20 protein-coding genes are annotated in these 19,355 nt (G+C 43.8%); 18 read left to right on the top strand and 2 right to left on the bottom strand.

Translation table 11 applies throughout. The features are described from left to right. Positions 1–198 precede the first annotated feature (198 nt). From dnaJ to thiI, 6 genes are all read left to right on the top strand, one after another. Positions 199–1,368 (top strand): molecular chaperone DnaJ, encoded by a 1,170-nt coding sequence (gene dnaJ, locus ACIRUQ_RS07350; RefSeq protein ID WP_021740109.1) that lies wholly within the window; start codon positions 199–201, stop codon positions 1,366–1,368. 18 nt (positions 1,369–1,386) lie between these two features. Then, entirely contained in the window at positions 1,387–3,096 is a 1,710-nt protein-coding gene (locus ACIRUQ_RS07345; RefSeq protein WP_055289106.1) for an ABC-ATPase domain-containing protein, read from the top strand. Positions 3,097–3,257: 161 nt separating this feature from the next. Next, positions 3,258–4,208, top strand: a complete 951-nt coding sequence (gene prmA / locus ACIRUQ_RS07340) for a 50S ribosomal protein L11 methyltransferase (RefSeq protein WP_055289105.1) — start codon at positions 3,258–3,260, stop codon at positions 4,206–4,208. A 2-nt stretch (positions 4,209–4,210) separates the two neighbouring features. Further along, positions 4,211–4,960, top strand: a complete 750-nt coding sequence (locus ACIRUQ_RS07335) for a 16S rRNA (uracil(1498)-N(3))-methyltransferase (protein WP_055289103.1) — start codon at positions 4,211–4,213, stop codon at positions 4,958–4,960. After that, a complete protein-coding gene (locus tag ACIRUQ_RS07330; RefSeq protein WP_404856544.1) occupies positions 4,954–6,117 on the top strand; it encodes a cysteine desulfurase family protein in 1,164 nt (387 codons plus the stop codon). Before ACIRUQ_RS07335 ends, ACIRUQ_RS07330 begins: the two co-directional genes overlap by 7 nt. 101 nt (positions 6,118–6,218) lie before the next feature. After that, positions 6,219–7,406 (top strand): tRNA uracil 4-sulfurtransferase ThiI, encoded by a 1,188-nt coding sequence (gene thiI, locus ACIRUQ_RS07325; RefSeq protein ID WP_021740114.1) that lies wholly within the window; start codon positions 6,219–6,221, stop codon positions 7,404–7,406. 80 nt (positions 7,407–7,486) lie between these two features. Here thiI and ACIRUQ_RS07320 read toward each other — a convergent pair whose 3' ends face one another. Then, positions 7,487–7,720, bottom strand: a complete 234-nt coding sequence (locus ACIRUQ_RS07320; RefSeq protein WP_021740115.1) for an HPr family phosphocarrier protein — start codon at positions 7,718–7,720, stop codon at positions 7,487–7,489. An 89-nt stretch (positions 7,721–7,809) separates the two neighbouring features. Between ACIRUQ_RS07320 and mtaB the strand changes: the two genes are divergently transcribed. The 9 genes from mtaB (at position 7,810) to ACIRUQ_RS07275 (ending at position 15,182) form a co-directional block, all read left to right on the top strand. Next, positions 7,810–9,093, top strand: coding sequence for a tRNA (N(6)-L-threonylcarbamoyladenosine(37)-C(2))-methylthiotransferase MtaB (gene mtaB, locus ACIRUQ_RS07315; RefSeq protein WP_055289101.1), 1,284 nt, complete (start codon positions 7,810–7,812; stop codon positions 9,091–9,093). Positions 9,094–9,131: 38 nt separating this feature from the next. Beyond that, a complete protein-coding gene (locus tag ACIRUQ_RS07310) occupies positions 9,132–9,395 on the top strand; it encodes an IreB family regulatory phosphoprotein (protein WP_021740117.1) in 264 nt (87 codons plus the stop codon). Between the two features lie 9 nt (positions 9,396–9,404). Next, positions 9,405–9,842: a Holliday junction resolvase RuvX gene (gene ruvX / locus ACIRUQ_RS07305; protein ID WP_021740118.1), complete on the top strand. Its 438-nt coding sequence runs from the start codon at positions 9,405–9,407 to the stop codon at positions 9,840–9,842. A gap of 7 nt (positions 9,843–9,849) precedes the next feature. Continuing rightward, positions 9,850–10,107, top strand: a complete 258-nt coding sequence (locus ACIRUQ_RS07300; protein ID WP_055289099.1) for a DUF1292 domain-containing protein — start codon at positions 9,850–9,852, stop codon at positions 10,105–10,107. Positions 10,108–10,202: 95 nt separating this feature from the next. Next, the gene (locus tag ACIRUQ_RS07295) at positions 10,203–11,804 is read left to right on the top strand and encodes a ribonuclease J (protein ID WP_129899184.1); all 1,602 of its coding nucleotides are present in this window, start codon (positions 10,203–10,205) and stop codon (positions 11,802–11,804) included. Positions 11,805–11,808: 4 nt separating this feature from the next. Beyond that, complete coding sequence (locus tag ACIRUQ_RS07290; protein ID WP_055289097.1) at positions 11,809–12,150, top strand: YlbF family regulator; 342 nt, start codon at positions 11,809–11,811, stop codon at positions 12,148–12,150. Positions 12,151–12,173: 23 nt separating this feature from the next. Beyond that, the gene (locus ACIRUQ_RS07285) at positions 12,174–12,833 is read left to right on the top strand and encodes an O-methyltransferase (protein WP_021740121.1); all 660 of its coding nucleotides are present in this window, start codon (positions 12,174–12,176) and stop codon (positions 12,831–12,833) included. A gap of 10 nt (positions 12,834–12,843) precedes the next feature. Beyond that, positions 12,844–14,124: a U32 family peptidase gene (locus ACIRUQ_RS07280; RefSeq protein WP_021740122.1), complete on the top strand. Its 1,281-nt coding sequence runs from the start codon at positions 12,844–12,846 to the stop codon at positions 14,122–14,124. A gap of 2 nt (positions 14,125–14,126) precedes the next feature. Further along, positions 14,127–15,182, top strand: coding sequence for a beta-propeller fold lactonase family protein (locus tag ACIRUQ_RS07275; RefSeq protein ID WP_022036333.1), 1,056 nt, complete (start codon positions 14,127–14,129; stop codon positions 15,180–15,182). Between the two features lie 115 nt (positions 15,183–15,297). On the opposite strand, the gene aroC is transcribed toward ACIRUQ_RS07275, so the two are convergent. Then, positions 15,298–16,398, bottom strand: coding sequence for a chorismate synthase (gene aroC, locus ACIRUQ_RS07270; protein WP_021740124.1), 1,101 nt, complete (start codon positions 16,396–16,398; stop codon positions 15,298–15,300). Between the two features lie 152 nt (positions 16,399–16,550). Between aroC and tgt the strand changes: the two genes are divergently transcribed. The 3 genes from tgt (at position 16,551) to leuB (ending at position 19,337) form a co-directional block, all read left to right on the top strand. Next, positions 16,551–17,681, top strand: a complete 1,131-nt coding sequence (gene tgt, locus ACIRUQ_RS07265) for a tRNA guanosine(34) transglycosylase Tgt (protein ID WP_022036332.1) — start codon at positions 16,551–16,553, stop codon at positions 17,679–17,681. Between the two features lie 144 nt (positions 17,682–17,825). Next, positions 17,826–18,137 (top strand): preprotein translocase subunit YajC, encoded by a 312-nt coding sequence (gene yajC / locus ACIRUQ_RS07260; protein WP_021740126.1) that lies wholly within the window; start codon positions 17,826–17,828, stop codon positions 18,135–18,137. Positions 18,138–18,236: 99 nt separating this feature from the next. After that, positions 18,237–19,337, top strand: a complete 1,101-nt coding sequence (gene leuB, locus ACIRUQ_RS07255) for a 3-isopropylmalate dehydrogenase (protein WP_055289095.1) — start codon at positions 18,237–18,239, stop codon at positions 19,335–19,337. Positions 19,338–19,355: the final 18 nt, after the last annotated feature.

Genomic DNA, 19,355 nt, shown 5'->3' with positions numbered 1-19,355 from the left:
CAGGACTGAAATATACAGATCATCGCAGCAAATGTTATTACTCACCTTGCAGAAGTGGGAGTCTTCTCGACTGAGATAAATAACGCACCAGAGGGCAGAATGCCTTCTGGTGCATTGTTGGATTAATCTCAGCCGATGTTTGACTGTGGATTGAGACAAAAAGATACGAAAAATTAACATAAGGGATGGAGTTCAGATATGGCAGAACAGAAAAGGGATTATTACGAGGTGCTCGGCGTAGATCGCAGCGCGGACGATGCCACAATTAAAAAGGCATATCGTCAGCTGGCCAAAAAATATCATCCGGATGCAAACCCGGGAGACAAAGAGGCAGAGGCAAAATTCAAAGAGGCTTCGGAGGCATATGCAGTACTGAGTGACTCAGAAAAAAGACGACAGTATGATCAGTTTGGTCATGCTGCATTTGATGGTGGAGCCGGCGGTGCAGGTGCAGGCGGATTCGATTTTTCCGGCATGGATTTTGGCGATATGTTTGGTGATATTTTTGGTGACTTCTTCGGCGGCGGTTCCAGAAGAGGTGCGTCTAACGGTCCAATGAAAGGTGCCAACTTGAGAACCAGTGTCCGTATTACTTTTGAGGAAGCAGTGTTTGGCTGTGAAAAAGAAATTGATATGGTGCTGAAGGATGAATGTACTACCTGTGGCGGAACCGGAGCAAAACCTGGAACTTCTCCGGAGACCTGTACAAAATGCGGTGGAAAAGGTAAAGTTGTATTTTCCCAGCAATCTCTGTTCGGCATGGTTCAGAACGTTCAGACCTGTCCGGAATGTAACGGATCCGGCAAAATTATCAAAGATAGATGTACTTCATGCCGCGGAACCGGTTATACTTCCAGCAGAAAGAAGATCAAAGTGTCTATTCCTGCCGGAATCGATAACGGACAGAGTGTCCGCATCCGTGAAAAAGGTGAGCCGGGTGTCAATGGAGGACCGCGTGGCGATCTGCTGGTAGAGGTTATTGTATCTTCACATCCGATCTTCCAGCGTCAGGATATGAATATCTTTTCTACTGCACCGATTTCTTTTGCTCAGGCAGTGTTAGGAGGAGAAACAAGAATCAGCACCGTAGATGGTGATGTGATTTATGAAGTGAAACCAGGTACTCAGACAGATACAAGAATCCGTCTGAAAGGCAAAGGTGTTCCGTCTCTGCGCAACAAAAATATTCGTGGCGATCAGTATGTTACTCTGGTGGTACAGGTTCCGACATCGTTGAGTGCAGAGGCGAAAGAAGCATTGCGTGCATTTGATGCAGTATCCGGTGATTCTCTGCATACAGGTGCGGGAGAAGGCATAAAACAGGAGAAACATCACAAAAAGAGAGGCTTCTTCAAAAAAGAAGATTAATATAGTATAGGATTACGGATGTATAATAAAATAGATTTAAAAAATAAATTAGAATCGATTCATCGAAAAAGTTATCCGGCATATAAGTCACTGAGGGGAAGTTATACCTTCGGTGACTTTGTGCTGTCTATTGACCATGTGCAGGGAGATCCTTTTGCGGCACCATCTTCGCTGCATGTAGAACTTCCATTGAAAAAAGCAGGATTTCCGGAAAAATACCTGGAAAAAAGACATACAAAAACAGCACTGGAAGATTTGATTTTACGTAGTTTTTCGAAAGCACTGGATCAGTACAGTTTTAAGGCAAAAGGATCCGGAAAAAGTGGTTTGATCTCCACGAGCAGACCGGGACCGGAGGTTATGCGCCGAACAGCAGTGGAATTTAACAATATAGCATTGCTTGCACGATTTGAAGTCGGGTTTCCGGCAAACGGACGTACTATTAACGCACAGGAACTGGAGAAGATTTTGCTGGAATTTCTGCCGCAGATTGTGAAAACATGTCTGTTTTACCGGTCCTGGGAAAAATCAAAAATTCAGGCTTGCTATGAACTGGCAGAAAATCAGCAGAGAATCCGTGAAGTATTAGAAGAACGAAAACTGGTGGCTTTCTGCGCAAACGGAAGTATATTGCCGAGAAAGAGCGGTGTGTCAAGTCAACCGCTGAAAGATGCCATAGAATTTCAGTCTCCGGAAAGCATGGAGATTTCGATTGATCTACCCTTTGGCAACAGTATCCGCGGCATGGGAATACCGGAAGGCGTGACCTTGATCATCGGTGGTGGTTATCATGGCAAATCCACATTGCTGCAGGCATTGGAACAGGGGGTATATAATCATGTAAAGGGTGATGGAAGAGAATATGTGATTACCAGAGCAGATGCATTGAAGTTGCGGGCAGAAGACGGCCGTGCAGTGTCACATCTGGATTTGTCCCTGTTTATCCATGATCTTCCGAATGGAAAAGACACGCATTGTTTTTCTACAGAGGATGCCAGTGGAAGTACCTCTCAGGCCGCTGGTGTCCTGGAAGGAATGGAAGCTGAAACAAGCTGCTTCTTGATTGATGAGGATACCTCTGCAACAAATTTCCTTGTGCGGGATGCCTTTATGCAGCGCGTAGTCAGCGGAGATCAGGAGCCGATCACACCGTTTATTGCCAGAGTACGTGATCTGTATGAAAAAGTAGGAATTTCTACAATCCTGGTGGCAGGCAGCAGCGGAGCTTTTTTTCATGTGGCTGATACAATTATTCAGATGGATGCCTATCGGCCGAAGGATGTAAAAATGAGCGTAGAGGCATTATTGCCGGAATACCCACCGGCAGATTTATGCAGCAATGCAGAGCCTTTTACTCTTCCAACTGAAAAACGTATGTTTGTGATGGAACGGAAGATAAAGCGGCATGGTCGTGGAGAGCGGGAGGAACGTATCAAGATAAAAGTGATGGGAACGGACGGTTTTTCCATTGAACATAATATAGTGGATCTGCGCTGTGTGGAGCAGTTGATTGATACGGAACAGACAGCAGCTCTGGCCGCAATTTTAAAACATATCGTAAAAAGAGGCAGTATTTGCATGGAAATGCAGGAGCTGGTTGCTGAAATCAACACGTTGCTTAAAAAGAAGGGGATGGCAGCTTTCGTGGAAGGAACCCTTTCCTGTGGTTATGCCTATCCGAGAAAAGAAGAAATCTATCTGATGCTGAATCGTTTTCGCAGAGGATAAACAAAAAAACTCTTGTCGAATGATAGACTTATAGGTTACAATAAAAATATGTATGCATTGATGAGTCCTGTTGCCATGAGATTTTAAATGAGAATCCCTGGATTTCAGGACTAATCGGCATGTTCGGAACTATTGACAAATTGTATGGAGGAATATGTACGATGAAATGGGATAAATATACAATTGAAACTACCACAGAAGCGGAAGATTATATCAGCTGTACGCTGGCAGATCTTGGCATTGAAGGCATCGAGATCGAGGATAATGTACCGTTATCTGAATCCGATACTTCAAAGATGTTTATTGATATTTTACCGGAGCTTCCGCCGGATCAGGGCATTGGTTATGTCAGCTTTTATCTGGAAGCCGGTGAGGATCACAGCGGAAAATTAAAAGAAGTGGCAGAAGCGCTGGAAGAAATGCGCAGCTATGTAAATATCGGAAGCGGCAAGATCACAAGCAGTGAGACAGAGGATATCGACTGGATGAACAACTGGAAAGAATTTTTTCATTCCTTTACGATTGACGATATTCTGATCAAACCGACATGGGAAGAACTGGATCAGGCAGATCAGGACAAAATTTTGATTGAGATTGATCCTGGTATCTCCTTTGGAACCGGAAAGCATGAGACGACACAGCTTTGCATCCATCAGCTTCGTAAATATATGAAAGATGGCGATGAAGTACTGGATGTCGGATGTGGAAGCGGTATTCTTTCTATCGTGAGCCTGAAGCTTGGTGCAGGTCATCTGACCGGTACGGATATTGACGAGGATTGTATTACTTCTACTTATGAAAATTTTGAGGTAAATCATCTGAGCAGAGAACAGGGTGACTTTTATGTTGGGAACCTGATTGACGATACCGGACTTCAGGAAAAAGTCGGTACAGAGAAATATGATGTGGTTGTTGCTAATATTCTGGCAGATGTTATCATTCCGATGGCACCGGTGATTCCGGCACGACTGAAAAAAGACGGTGTATTCATTACTTCCGGAATCATTGATTTTAAAGAGAACGAAGTAAGAGAAGCGATTGAAAAAGCCGGCATGACAGTTCTGGAAGTGACACATCAGGGTGAATGGGTCAGCATCACGGCGAGGAAATAAACATGTATCAGTTTTTTGTGGATGATTGCCAGATTGGCAAAGAATATGTGACCATCACCGGAAGTGATGTCAATCATATCAAAAATGTGTTGCGGATGCGTCCGGGCGAAAAAATCCGGGTCAGCAGCAGTTCCAGAGACATGTTCTGTGAGATTGCGGAATTGACAGATGATTTTGTGCAGGCGGATATTCTGGATGAGGAAGCACCGGATACGGAGCTTCCGTCACGGATCTATCTGTTTCAGGGGCTGCCTAAAGGTGACCGTATGGAGTATATTATTCAGAAAGCAGTGGAACTTGGCGTGTATGAGATCATTCCGGTAGCGATGAAATACTGTGTGGTTAAACTGGATGCAAAAAAAGCCGGAAATAAGGTGAAACGCTGGCAGGCGATCAGCGAAAGTGCGGCTAAACAGTCCAAGCGCAGCAGAATTCCGGAAGTGCATGCGGTAATGAACTTCAAAGATGCAGTGGAGTATGCAAAACTGCAGGATATGATCCTGGTGCCCTATGAGAATGAGCGTGGTATGGAAGCAACCAGGGAAGCACTGAAAAAAGTAAAACCGGGACAGTCCATCAGCGTGTTTATCGGGCCGGAAGGCGGATTTTCTGAAGAAGAGATTGATGCGTTACGGCAGGATGCAGAGGTACTTTCCCTTGGAAAAAGAATTCTGCGTACAGATACGGCGGCAATCTGTGCCATGTCCATGCTGATGTTGGAACTGGAAGAAAAAACGGAGGGAGAATGCTGACAATGGAAGCATATCTGGATAATTCAGCCACCACAAGGTGTTCGGAGGCTGCAAAAAATAAAATGGTGGAAGCGTTGACGGTGGATTTTGGAAATCCGTCTTCTATGCATATGAAAGGTGTGGAAGCGGAAAAATATGTCAAAGAAGCAGCCACTGCCATCGCAAAGACACTGCGTTGCCAGGAAAAGGAAATTGTGTTTACTTCCGGAGGCACAGAGTCAAATAATCTGGCTATCATCGGAACGGCACTGGCAAACCAGCGTGCAGGCAGACATATTATTACTACCAGTGTAGAACATGCGTCCGTCAAAAACACGATGCGTTTTCTGGAGGAAGAGGGATTTGAAATCACCTATCTCCCGGTGGATGCAAACGGTGAAATCTCTCTGGAAGATTTAAAACAGGAGCTGCGGGAAGATACAATTCTTGTTTCCATGATGATGGTAAACAATGAGATTGGTGCTTTAGAACCGATAGAGAATGCGGGGGAAATCATTAAAAATCATAATCCAGCCACAGTATTTCATGTGGATGCGATCCAGGCATACGGAAAGTTCCAGATCATTCCGAAACGGATGCATATCGATCTGCTTTCTGTCAGCGGACACAAGATTCATGGACCGAAAGGCATTGGATTTTTATACATGAAAGAAAAAACAAAAATTCGTCCGATTTCTTTTGGTGGCGATCAGCAGAGAGGTATGCGTTCCGGAACGATTAATGTACCGGGAATAGCAGGACTTGGCGTGGCTGCCACAGAGGCTTATGCGCATTTGGCAGAAAATGTAGAGCATATGTATGAACTGAAAGCATATTTTGCAGATAAACTGCAGCAGATTGGCGATGTGACCATTAATGGGAAAGCAGGGCATGACAGTGCTCCTCAGATTATCAGTGCAAGTTTTTTAGGTGTTCGTTCGGAAGTATTGCTGCATTCCCTGGAAGACCGCAACATTTATGTGTCAGCGGGAAGTGCATGCTCTTCCAATCATCCATCACAGTCCGGCACATTGCTGAATATTGGATTAGATCATGCGCATCAGGAATCTACGCTGCGTTTCAGCTTCTGCCCGGAAACTACGAGAGAAGAACTGGATTATACTTACGGCGTGCTGGAAGAACTGCTTCCGATGCTGCGTCGTTATACAAGACATTAAAATGATTTGCTGAAAATTATGATGTTTCAGCAGATAAGCAAAAGAACATACTTATAGAATCAAAATAATTTAGAACAAATGAGAGAGGAGAAACAAATTATATGTTGTTTCAGTCATTTTTGATCAAATACGGCGAGATCGGTATCAAAGGAAAGAACCGTTATGTATTTGAAGAAGCATTAATGAAACAGATCGGTCATGCTCTGCAGCCAGTGGAGGGCAGTTTTTCCGTATCCAGAGAGCAGGGAAGAATTTATGTAGATGCTGACGGTGATTACGATTATGATGAGGCTGTGCTTGCCCTGACAAGAGTATTCGGTATCGTAGGCATCTGTCCGTTAGTCAGAGTGGAGGAAAACGGTTTTGACCAGCTGGCAAAAGATGTATTAAAATATCTGGATGATGTATATCCGGATAAAAACAAAACATTTAAAGTGGTTTCCAGAAGAGCCAGAAAAAACTTTCCAAAAAATTCCCAGGAGATCAATGCAGATCTTGGTGAGATTATTCTGGATACCTATCCGGAGATGAAAGTCGATGTACATCACCCGGATATCATGCTGAATGTAGAAATTCGTTCCCAGGTAAATATTTACTCCATGATTATTCCGGGACCGGGTGGTATGCCGGTTGGAACAGCAGGAAAGGCAATGTTGCTTTTGTCCGGTGGTATCGACAGCCCGGTGGCAGGCTATATGATCGCGAAACGTGGTGTTACCATTGAAGCAACTTATTTCCATGCACCGCCTTATACCAGTGAGCGTGCAAAACAGAAAGTAATTGATCTGGCAAGAATCGTGTCCCGTTACAGCGGCCCGATCAAATTAAATATTGTAAATTTTACGGATATTCAGCTTTATATTTATGATAAATGCCCGCATGATCAGCTGACCATTATTATGCGTCGTTATATGATGAAGATCGCTGAGCACTTCGCAAATGAGTCCGGTTGTCTCGGTCTGATCACCGGTGAGAGTATCGGTCAGGTGGCAAGCCAGACAATGCAGTCACTGGCAGCAACCAATGCGGTATGCAATATGCCGGTATATCGTCCACTGATCGGTTTTGATAAGAATGATATCATTGCAATTTCAGAAAAAATTGATACATACGAGACATCTATTCAGCCATTTGAGGACTGCTGCACGATTTTTGTTGCAAAACATCCGGTGACAAAACCAAATCTGAAAATTATCGAGCGCTCAGAACAGCATCTGAATGAGAAAATTGATGAACTGATGCAGACAGCCATCGAGACAACGGAGACGATCACTGTTTGTGAAGAGTAAAAAAAGACCCGGGAAAAATCACAGGATTTTTCCCGGTATCTGGTTTTGAAAATAAGTATGTTTCATTTATTTGTATGAGATTATACAAGATAAGGTTTTAATGCTTCCATGATCTCGCTCATATCTGTGTCACCTGCATGGATTGCAAGATCAATCGGTTTAGAGAGATCAAGACTGAAGATACCCATGATTGATTTTGCATCAATGACATATCTTCCGGAGATCAGATCAAAGTCAAAATTGAACTGTGTGATCGCATTGACAAAGCTTTTTACCTTATCGATGGAATTTAAAGAAATCTGTACTGTTTTCATTTACCAGCCCTCCTGAAATAATATAGTTTATTCTATTCAATAGTAACTTTAAATAATAAAAAAGTCAATACAGTATAGGAGTTGAAACAATGAAAAAAGCAGCATTACACAGCCTTGGATGCAAAGTAAATTCATACGAGACAGAGGCAATGCAGCAGATGCTGGAACAGGCAGGATATGAAATTGTACCGTTCCATGACAGGGCGGATGTGTATATTATCAATACCTGTTCTGTGACGAATATCGCGGATCGCAAATCCCGACAGATGATCCATAAGGCGAAAAAAATGAATCCGGGTGCGATCGTGGTGGCAGCAGGCTGTTATGTCCAGACATCTACGGAGCAGGCAAAAGCGGATGCAGCCATTGATATTATTATCGGAAATAATAAAAAGCAGGATCTTCTTAATATGCTGGCGGCTTATGAAGCTGACCATGGCGCAGAACAGGAAGGTGTGCTGGATATTAATCATACAAAGCAGGAATATGAAGAATTGACGGTCATCCATCCGTCCGAGCATACCCGTGCATTTCTGAAAGTACAGGACGGATGCAACCAGTTCTGTAGTTATTGCATTATTCCATATGCCAGAGGCCGGGTGAGAAGCCGTAAATTGGAAGATGTAGAGCGGGAAGCCTGCAGATTGGCAGAAAATGGTTTTCAGGAACTGGTGCTGACCGGTATCCATTTGAGTTCTTATGGCATTGACTGTGACAGCAGCCTGTTGGAACTGATCCGGACACTGCATGGAATTGACGGTATCGAACGGATTCGTCTGGGTTCCCTGGAGCCGGGAATAATTACGGAAAGCTTTGTACAGGCTCTGGTAAAACTCCCAAAGGTATGTCCGCATTTTCATTTGTCATTGCAGAGCGGAAGTGCTACTGTATTAAGACGGATGAACCGTCGGTATACACCGGAAGAATATCTGGAAAAATGCGAATTGCTGCGTGAGTATTATGAGCATCCGGCTATTACCACGGATGTCATCGTAGGATTCCCCGGAGAGACATCGGAAGAGTTTACAGAGACCTGTGCATTTGTGAAAAAAGTGGATTTTTATGAAGTACATGTGTTTAAGTATTCCAAACGAAACGGAACCGTGGCAGCCTCCATGCCGGATCAGATTCCGGAATCCCTGAAGGCTGAGCGCAGCAGTATTCTGATGGAACTTGCAGAAAGACAGAAAAGGGAATTCATTCAGTATTATGAAGGAAAAGAAGTATCCGTATTGTTTGAAGAACCGGTGGAAGTAGACGGTGTGCGTTATTTTGAGGGTCTGACACCGGAATATGTCAAAGTATGGGTACCAACAGAGGAAAACCTGACGAACCGGATAATGAAGGTTGAATTTTTCCCTTATTTATATTAGAATGAAAGACGAGAGATTTTAACGACAGAGGTACAGTTATGCAGGATTTAAGCAGTACACAATATTTTAAAGTAGAAAAAGCACCGGAATTAAAAATTGGTGATGTTCTGGAAATCGTATACAAAGCGATGGCAGAGAAAGGATACAATCCGATCAATCAGATCGTGGGATACATTATGTCCGGAGATCCGACATATATTACAAGTTATATGAATGCCCGCAGTCTGATCATGAAAGTGGAACGTGATGAACTCGTGGAAGAAGTTATGAAAGATTACGTTTCCAAACATGGATGGGATTAGGAAAAACATATGAGAATCATGGGACTTGATTTTGGTTCAAAAACGGTTGGGGTGGCAATCAGTGACCCTTTGTTTTTGACTGCCCAGGGAATCGAAATCGTGCGGCGTAAGTCACAGGGGAAACTGCGTCAGACGCTGGCACGGATTGAGGAACTGAAAGAGGAATATGAAGTAGGAAAGATCGTGCTCGGATTTCCGAAAAATATGAACAATACAGAGGGAGAACGATGTGAGAAGACGCTGGAGTTCAAGGAAATGCTGGAAAAGCGGACCGGACTCGAGGTAGTGCTCTGGGATGAACGACTGACCACCGTAGAAGCAGACCGTACTATGATGCAGGTCGGAATCCGCAGAGAAAACAGAAAAGAGTATGTGGATGAACTGGCTGCCATTTTTATCTTACAGGGGTATCTGGATTATCAGGGCAGACAGCACACGGAAGGGTAGAAGTGCGATGGAGAAAATTATTTTTACAGATCCGGAAAATCAGGAAGATCTTGAATTGTACCTTTTAGAACAGACATGTATCAATGGAACGACTTATCTGCTTGCGGCTGAGGAAGAAGAGGAGGATTCTGTTGCATATATTTTGAAGGAAGTACAGACGGAAAACGAAGATGTCATCTATGCAATGGTGGAGGACGATGTGGAATTAAATGCCATCTCCAAAGTTTTTGCAGAGATGCTGGACGATGTAGATATTGAAATGTAAAAAGAACGGAAATAAAACAGGAGGTGCGATTTTTGGCAAATACAAAAAAATCAAAATTAAAGATCATTCCCCTTGGCGGTCTGGAAGCCATCGGAATGAACATTACTGCCTTTGAATACGAAGACAGTATTATTGTGGTGGATTGCGGTCTGGCATTCCCGGAAGACGATATGTATGGTATTGATCTGTGCATACCGGATATTACTTATTTAAAAGACAATATTGATCGTGTAAAAGGATTTTTTATCACACACGGTCATGAGGATCATATCGGAGCACTTCCTTATGTGTTGCGTGAGATCAATGTGCCGATTTATGCGACAAAGCTGACCATTGGCATCATTGATCACAAACTTGGCGAGCATAATATGCTAAATAAAGTAAAGCGCAAAGTAGTTAAATACGGACAGCATATCAATCTTGGATGCTTCCGTGTGGAATTTATCAAGACAAATCACAGTATTCAGGACGCTGCCGCACTGGCAATTTACTCTCCGGCTGGAACCGTTGTGCATACCGGTGATTTTAAAGTGGATTATACACCGGTTTACGGAGATGCCATTGATCTGCAGCGTTTTGGTGAGATCGGTAAAAAAGGAGTTCTGGCACTGATGTGCGACAGTACCAATGCGGAACGTCCTGGCTTTACTATGACAGAGCGGAAAGTTGGCAAGACATTTGAGAGTATTTTCAGCGATCATACACATCAGCGAATTATTGTGGCAACCTTTGCTTCTAATGTAGACCGTGTACAGCAGATTATCAATACAGCCTACAAATTTGGCCGTAAAGTAGTGGTAGAAGGCCGCAGCATGGTCAATATTATTTCCATTGCATCGGAACTGGGTTATCTGAATATCCCGGATAATACACTGATTGAAGTGGATCAGTTGAAAAACTATCCGGATGAAAAGACAGTCCTGATCACTACCGGAAGTCAGGGAGAACCACTGGCTGCGTTGTCCCGTATGGCAAATGGCATTCATCGCAAAGTAAAAATCCAGCCAAACGATCTGATTGTATTCAGTTCCAATCCAATTCCGGGAAATGAGAAAGCAGTTTCCAAGATTATCAATGATCTGTATCGTCAGAGCGCAGATGTTATTTTCCAGGATACTCATGTATCCGGACATGCATGTCAGGAAGAAATCAAGCTGATCTACTCTCTGTTGCATCCAAAATATGCAATCCCGGTACATGGAGAGTTTAAACATCGGAAAGCGCAGGCAGGCGTTGCAGCAGAACTTGGTATGGATAAAGAGCATATTCTGATGATTTCCTCCGGCGATGTTCTGGAAATTGATGAGAACGGTGCAGAAGTTGTTGGAAAGGTACCGGCTGGTTCCGTATTTGTCGACGGTCTTGGTGTTGGTGATGTCGGAAATATTGTTATGCGTGACCGTCAGCATCTGGCTGAGGATGGTATCATTATCGTGGTACTGACATTACAGGCAGGTTCCGGACAGCTTCTGGCAGGACCGGATATTGTATCTCGGGGATTTGTTTATGTGCGCGGATCAGAAAGTTTGATGGATGAAGCACAGAAGCTGCTCAACGAGCATGTGACAGGTCTGACAGACCGTGGCATTACAGATTGGGGCAAAATCAAGACAGAAATCAAAGATTCGCTGGGCGAGTTTGTGTGGAAAAAGACAAAGCGCCGCCCGATGATCATTCCGATTATTATGGAAGTGTAAGAGAATGGAACTAAAGACAAGTATTGAGGAACTGAAGCAATCTTTGCTGGAGAGTGAAGCATTTCTGCGGTATCAGAAGGTTCGTGCGGAAGTACACAATTATCCGGAAAAAGAGTACAGACTTCATGAGTTCAGAAGAAAAAATTATTTTCTGCAGAACAGCAGAGAGCAGCTTGATCTGTTTACAGAGGAAGACCGGCTGGAACAGGAGTATGCGGATGTTTACAAGGATCCACTTCTGGGAGAGTATCTGGCAGCGGAAGTGGCAGTCTGCCGCATTATCCAGCAAGTGAATAAGGAATTGATCGGTTGTCTGGATTTTGAAGCAATTCTGTATGAAGAATAGAAACAGATGGTACAGGATGAATTATGATTGTTGATGAAAGATTTGTGACGTATATCAACTCACTGGATACGGAAAATACATCGTTTCTGGAAGAGTTGGAGAAAACAGCAAAAGAAGCTTATGTACCGATTATCCGAAGGGAAATGCAGAGCCTGCTGAAATTACTGCTGGCAATGAAACGCCCGATCCGGATACTGGAGGTGGGCACGGCCGTTGGTTTTTCTGCCCTTTTGATGGCGGAGTATAATCCGGTGGCCTGTGAGATCACCACGATAGAAAATTATGAGAAGCGTATTCCCATTGCGAAAGAGAATTTTGCAAAAGCAGGTCGGGATCAGATGATCACACTGCTGGAGGGGGATGCCGCAGAAGTATTAAAGACACTGCAGGAACCGTATGATTTTATTTTTATGGATGCAGCGAAAGGGCAGTACATTCATTTCTTTGATGATGTCTTGCGTTTACTGGCAGAGGGTGGTATCCTTGTGTCAGATAATGTATTGCAGGATGGTGACATCATAGAGTCCCATTATGCAGTAACCAGAAGAAACCGCACGATTCACAAACGAATGCGGGAGTATCTTTATGAACTGACCCATAATGAGCAGCTGACCACAGCAGTATTGCCAGTGGGAGATGGTGTGACGGTCAGCGTAAAGAAAGAACAATTAGAAAAAGAATAAGGAGCGTTTGATGAAACATCCAGAATTACTGATTCCGGCCAGCAGCCTGGAAGTATTAAAGACAGCGGTTATGTTTGGTGCAGATGCTGTATACATTGGTGGTGAGGCTTTTGGTCTCAGAGCCAAAGCAAAGAATTTTTCCATGGAGGAAATCCGGGAAGGAATCGCATTTGCACATGCTCATGATGTAAAAGTATATATTACAGCAAATATTCTTGCTCACAATGGTGATCTGAGCGGGGTAAGAGCTTATTTTGAAGAATTGAAAGAAATCAGACCGGATGCACTTATTATTTCGGATCCGGGTGTATTTATGATCGCCAGAGAAGTTTGTCCGGAGATTGATATTCACATCAGTACCCAGGCAAATAATACAAATTACGGAACTTACCAGTTCTGGCATCAGCTTGGCGCACGTCGTGTGGTAACTGCCAGAGAACTGTCTATGGCAGAGCTAAAGGAAATCAGGGAGAAAGCACCGGCAGATCTGGAGATGGAGACTTTTATCCATGGCGCAATGTGTATTTCCTATTCCGGTCGTTGCCTGTTATCCAATTATTTCACTGGCCGTGATGCCAATCGTGGGGCATGTACCCATCCATGCAGATGGAAATATGCGATCGTGGAAGAGACCCGTCCGGGTGAATATATGCCGGTTTATGAAAATGAGCGTGGTACTTATATTTTTAACTCCAAGGATCTGTGCATGATCGAGCATATTCCTGAGCTCATTGACAGCGGAATTGACAGTTTCAAGATTGAAGGTCGTATGAAGACCGCTTTATATGTGGCTACCGTAGCCCGTACTTATCGGAAAGCAATTGATGATTATCTGGAGTCTCCGGAACTTTACCGGGAAAATATGGACTGGTATCTGGATCAGATTTCTAATTGCACATACCGTCAGTTTACAACCGGATTTTTCTTCGGAAAACCGGATGAAAGTGCTCAGATTTATGATAATAACACATATGTGAAAGAATACACATATCTGGGCATTATAGGGGAATGCACTGCAGACGGATTATACCGTATCGAACAGCGCAATAAATTTTCTGTAGGGGAACAGATTGAAATCATGAAGCCGGATGGCAGAAACATTCCGGTAGTCGTTCGCAGGATCGTGGACGAAGAAGGGCAGGAGATGCAATCTGCGCCGCATCCGAAGCAGGTTTTATATATTGAACTTGCTGCGGCAGAAAATGGTGCTCTTTCCGGGGCAGATGTTTCGGAGCAGGACAACCATGCAGCAGAACTTTATGACATATTGCGTAGGAAAGAGGAGGAATAGTCATGGCAAAAGATCGTTATGTGGCATATGTCGGTACTTACACACATGGAAGCAGTGTGGGAATTCATATTTTTGATGTGGATGCCGAAAAAGGAAAAATGGTAGAACGTAAGGTGGTTCCAATCAACAATCCATCGGATGTGATCGTATCTACCAGCGGAAAATTTCTTTATTCTATTGCAGATGAAGGTGTACAGTCCTTCCGTATTTTACCGGACGGAGATTTGGAACCGATCAATTCTGTGTGGACAGGCGGCATGCGAGGATGTTACCTGGAAGTAGATGAACAGGATCGTTACCTGTTTGTGGCAGGCTATCATGACGGACGAATCACCATGATGAACTTAAATGAAGATGGTTCCATCGGCGAAATTGCAGATGGCATCTTCCATAAAGGGATCGGTGTAAATATTACGGATCGCAGTTCCATGCCACATGTAACCTGCGTGAAGGTGACACCGGATCAGCAGAGTGTCTGCGCTGTAGACAGTGGATTGGATCAGGTAAAAATTTATCGGATTGACAGAGAACGCAATAAAATGGAATTGGAAGATATTCTGCGTTGTGAACTGGACAGCGGACCTAAGATGCTTCGTTTCGACCGCCAGCACAAATTTGCGTATGTGTTGTGCGAGATGGATAATGTTATTGAAGTATATGAAGTTGGTGCACGGAATGATGATGTTGATCCTTTTAAAATGATTCAGCGTATCAGTACGATTGAACCAGATGAAAAACAGCGTGCGGCTGCTTCCGGTATTGAATTTTCACCGGATGGTAATCATCTGTTTGTGACGAATGCCGGTATTAATACCGTTATCATCTATGATGTAGATAAAGAAACCGGAGTGCTTACGCCATTATTCCATTGTAAGACCAGCGGAGATTATCCGAAGGCTGTGGCAGTTATGCCGGATAATAAGCACTTTATTGTACTTAGTCATGAGACGGATGAGATTTTTATTTACAATATGAACTATGAGGATTGTTACTTCCTGCAGGACAGCAGACCGATTAAGATCGAACAGCCGAACTGTATTTTTATCCATAAACTGTAATTGATCAGAGTCAGGAAAAATCTGAACACAGAGGTACTAATTACAGAAATATTGAATGAATATAAAAATGACTGTCAATGGAACCTGGAACGGGTTTCATATGACAGCCATTTTTTTATTCATAGATTTTCTTTAAATGATCGAGTTTTGCTGTAGTATTGCGGAGCATCAGGTCAAGAATGGTGATAGCTGCCATAGCTTCTACCACAACGACTGCTCTTGGTACAACGACCGGATCGTGGCGCCCACGGATGTTAATGTCTACGGCTTCGCCATCAGCATTTACGGTATGTTGTAACTGCGCAATGGATGGAGTAGGTTTGACAGCGGCACGGAAAACAATAGGGGATCCATCACTGATGCCGCCTAAGATACCGCCGGCATGATTCGTCGCTTTCGTCAGCGGAGCGTTTTCCTGAGGAACAAAGGAATCATTATTTTCAGATCCACGTGCAGTGGCAGCGGCAAATCCATCTCCGATTTCAAAGCCTTTGACAGCACCGATGGAAAAGATTGCTTTCGCCAGACTGGCATCCAGTTTGTCAAAAACCGGATCACCGATGCCGGCAGGAACCCCTGTGATCACACATTCAATAATACCACCGGAGGAATCTTGTTGTGCAATGCAGCAATCCAGAAAAGTCTGAGCCTCTTTTGCAGCATGAGCATCTGGCATAGCAACCGGATTCTGACTGATCTGTGTGGCATCAAAATGGCAGGGATCAATGGTTACCGGTCCGATAGATTTGGTATAAGTAAGGATAGAAATACCCATTTCCTTTAAAAGTTTTGCTGCGATGGCACCTGCAGCGACACGACCAATGGTTTCACGGGCAGAGGAACGTCCACCGCCGCGGTAATCCCGGAAGCCGTATTTGGCATCAAAACAGTAATCTGCATGTCCCGGACGGTAACAGCGGGCAATATCACTGTAGTCTTTGGAATGTTGATTTTCATTTCGTACGATCATGGAAATCGGTGTTCCTGTGGTATGTCCTTCAAAGACACCAGAAAGAATTTCAACCCGGTCTGCTTCGGTCCGTGGGGTTGTATATTTGGACTGCCCTGGTTTTCTGCGGTTTAAGTAAATCTGGATATCCTCTTCAGACAGTGGGAGACCACTGGGGCAGCCGTCCACAACGACACCGACGCCTTTGCCATGGGATTCTCCCCAGGTTGTGATCTGAAAAATAGTTCCTGTATTTGAACCAGCCATAATGTTTCCTCCCTCGATAACTCTATGTAGTACGGTTTGCCCGTTTGATAACCGGGCAGACGTTATGCGTGAACTGTAAAAGTGTTTTTGACACTTATCTTATTATATGATAAAGTTATAAACAGTGCAATGAAAAAGGAAAGGAACATTTTATGTATAAATTATTGAAAAAAGATGGACGCGCGAAGCGTGCCGAAGTGACAACGGTGCATGGAACCATCCAGACACCGGTATTTATGAATGTCGGAACCGCAGCAGCAATCAAAGGTGCGGTATCCACAGATGATCTGCAGCAGATCAAGACACAGGTAGAGTTATCCAATACATACCATCTGCATGTACGTCCGGGTGACAAATTGATCAAAGAACTGGGTGGTTTGCATAAGTTTATGGTATGGGACAAGCCGATCCTGACAGATTCCGGTGGTTTCCAGGTTTTTTCTCTGGCAGGATTACGGAAAATCAAAGAAGAGGGTGTGCAGTTTCATTCTCATGTAGACGGACGTAAAATCTTTATGGGACCGGAAGAAAGTATGCAGATTCAGTCCAATCTCGGTTCTACTATTGCTATGGCATTTGATGAATGTCCGCCTGCCCTGGCTGATAGAAATTATGTGCAGCCATCCGTAGACCGTACGACACGCTGGTTGGAACGCTGCAAGAAAGAAATGCAGCGGTTGAACAGTCTGGAGGATACGATCAATAAGAATCAGATGCTCTTTGGTATTAATCAAGGTGCGATTTTTGATGATATCCGTATCGACCATGCAAAACGTATCAGCGAGATGGATCTGGATGGTTATGCTGTGGGCGGGCTGGCTGTTGGTGAAAGTCATGAGGAAATGTATCACATTCTGGATGTGACCGTTCCACATCTTCCGGAGGACAAACCAACCTATCTGATGGGAGTAGGAACACCGGCGAATATTCTGGAAGCGGTAGACCGGGGTGTGGATTTCTTCGATTGCGTTTATCCAAGCCGGAATGGTCGTCATGGACATGTTTATACCAATTTTGGCAAATTGAATTTGTTCAACCAGAAGTTTGAACGGGATATGCGTCCGATTGAAGTGGGATGTCAGTGTCCGGCCTGCCGTACGTACAGTAGAGCTTACATCCGTCATCTGTTGAAGGCAAAAGAAATGCTCGGTATGCGTCTGTGCGTACTGCACAATCTGTATTTCTATAATACGATGATGGAAGAAATCCGTGATGCCATCGATATGGGCAATTATCAGAATTATAAGGCTGAGAAACTGTATCGCATGGAGCATGGAGAGTAAATAAGTTTCCTCATGCGAGCATGATCATTAACTGAATCTATGTGATGAGTGAACTGAAAAAATAAAAAATATGCAAAATGGCTTGAACAAAAGTTGTATTTTGTGTAAAATACTAAATAGTATCGAAAAATAGGAGGAATTCACATGAACGTATTATCATCCGGAGCAGGAATGGGTATGATGGGAACAATTATCTGGATTGCAGTTTTGCTTGTATTCATATTTGTTTTTATGCTGAGACCACAGAAAAAGGAACAGGCAAGAAGAAATGAAATGATGGCTAAAATGGCAGTTGGCGATACTGTTCTTACTAGCAGCGGTTTCTATGGTACACTGATCGATATCACTGACGATACTGTTATCGTAGAGTTCGGCAACAATAAAAACTGCCGTATTCCAATGCAGCGCGCTGCAATCGCACAGATTGAAAAAGCTGATGACGCAGTAGAAGAGTAAACTGAAAAGAGTAAAGATCAGACAAAGGAGGGCGGGGCATGGATATCAATTGATATCACTGCCCTTCTTTTGTATATTGTTTGTGAGAGGAGAAAGAAAATGAAATACCAGGTTGGAGTTATTGCCGGAGACGGTATTGGACCTGAGGTTGTAGCCGAGGCACAGAAAGTATTAAACTGTGTGGCTGACAAATTCGGACATGAATTTGAGTATGAAAACATTTTAATGGGAGGATGTTCCATTGACGCGACCGGTGAGCCGCTGACTGACCATGCCATTGAGCAGGCATTGCATTCTGATGCGGTTTTAATGGGTTCTATTGGTGGAAACACAAGCACTTCCCCATGGTACAAACTTCCGCCGGAGAAACGTCCGGAAGCAGGCTTACTGAAATTACGTAAGTCATTGAATTTATTTGCAAACTTAAGACCGGCATATCTTTATGAAGAATTAAAAGAGGCATGTCCGTTGCGCGATGATATCATCGGCACAGGTTTTGATATGATGATCATGCGTGAGCTGACCGGAGGACTCTATTTCGGAGCCCGCAAGACCAGTGAGGTAGATGGTGTAGTGACAGCGGTAGATACCCTTACATATACTGAGAATGAGATTCGCAGAATCGCCATCAAAGGTTTTGATATTGCCATGAAACGCCGTAAAAAAGTAACAAGTGTTGACAAGGCAAATGTACTGGATTCTTCCAGACTTTGGAGAAAAATCGTAGAAGAAGTAGCGAAAGATTATCCGGAAGTTACTTATGAACATATGTTAGTAGACAACTGTGCAATGCAGCTGGTAAAAGATCCGAAACAGTTTGATGTTATTCTGACAGAGAACATGTTCGGGGACATCCTTTCCGACGAGGCAAGTATGGTAACCGGTTCTATCGGTATGCTTTCCAGCGCAAGCCTGAATGATACAAAATTCGGTCTGTATGAGCCGAGCGGCGGATCCGCCCCGGATATCGCAGGACAGGGCATTGCAAATCCGATTGCGACTATTTTATCCGCAGCAATGATGCTTCGTTATTCTTTTGATCTGGATAAAGAAGCAGATGCAGTGGAAAATGCGGTAAAACAGGTATTAAAAGACGGATATCGTACGATTGATATCATGCCGCAGGAAGAGGATAAGAAATCTGCCGTAGAACAGGTTGGTACAAGTCAGATGGGCGACTTGATCTGCGAGAGAATATAAAAAGGAGTATGTAAAAAA

It is taken from the genome of Eubacterium ramulus, assembly GCF_045002895.1.
Classification (GTDB): Bacteria; Bacillota; Clostridia; order Lachnospirales; family Lachnospiraceae; genus Eubacterium_I; species Eubacterium_I ramulus.
This window is presented reverse-complemented; position numbering and strand designations above follow the sequence as displayed.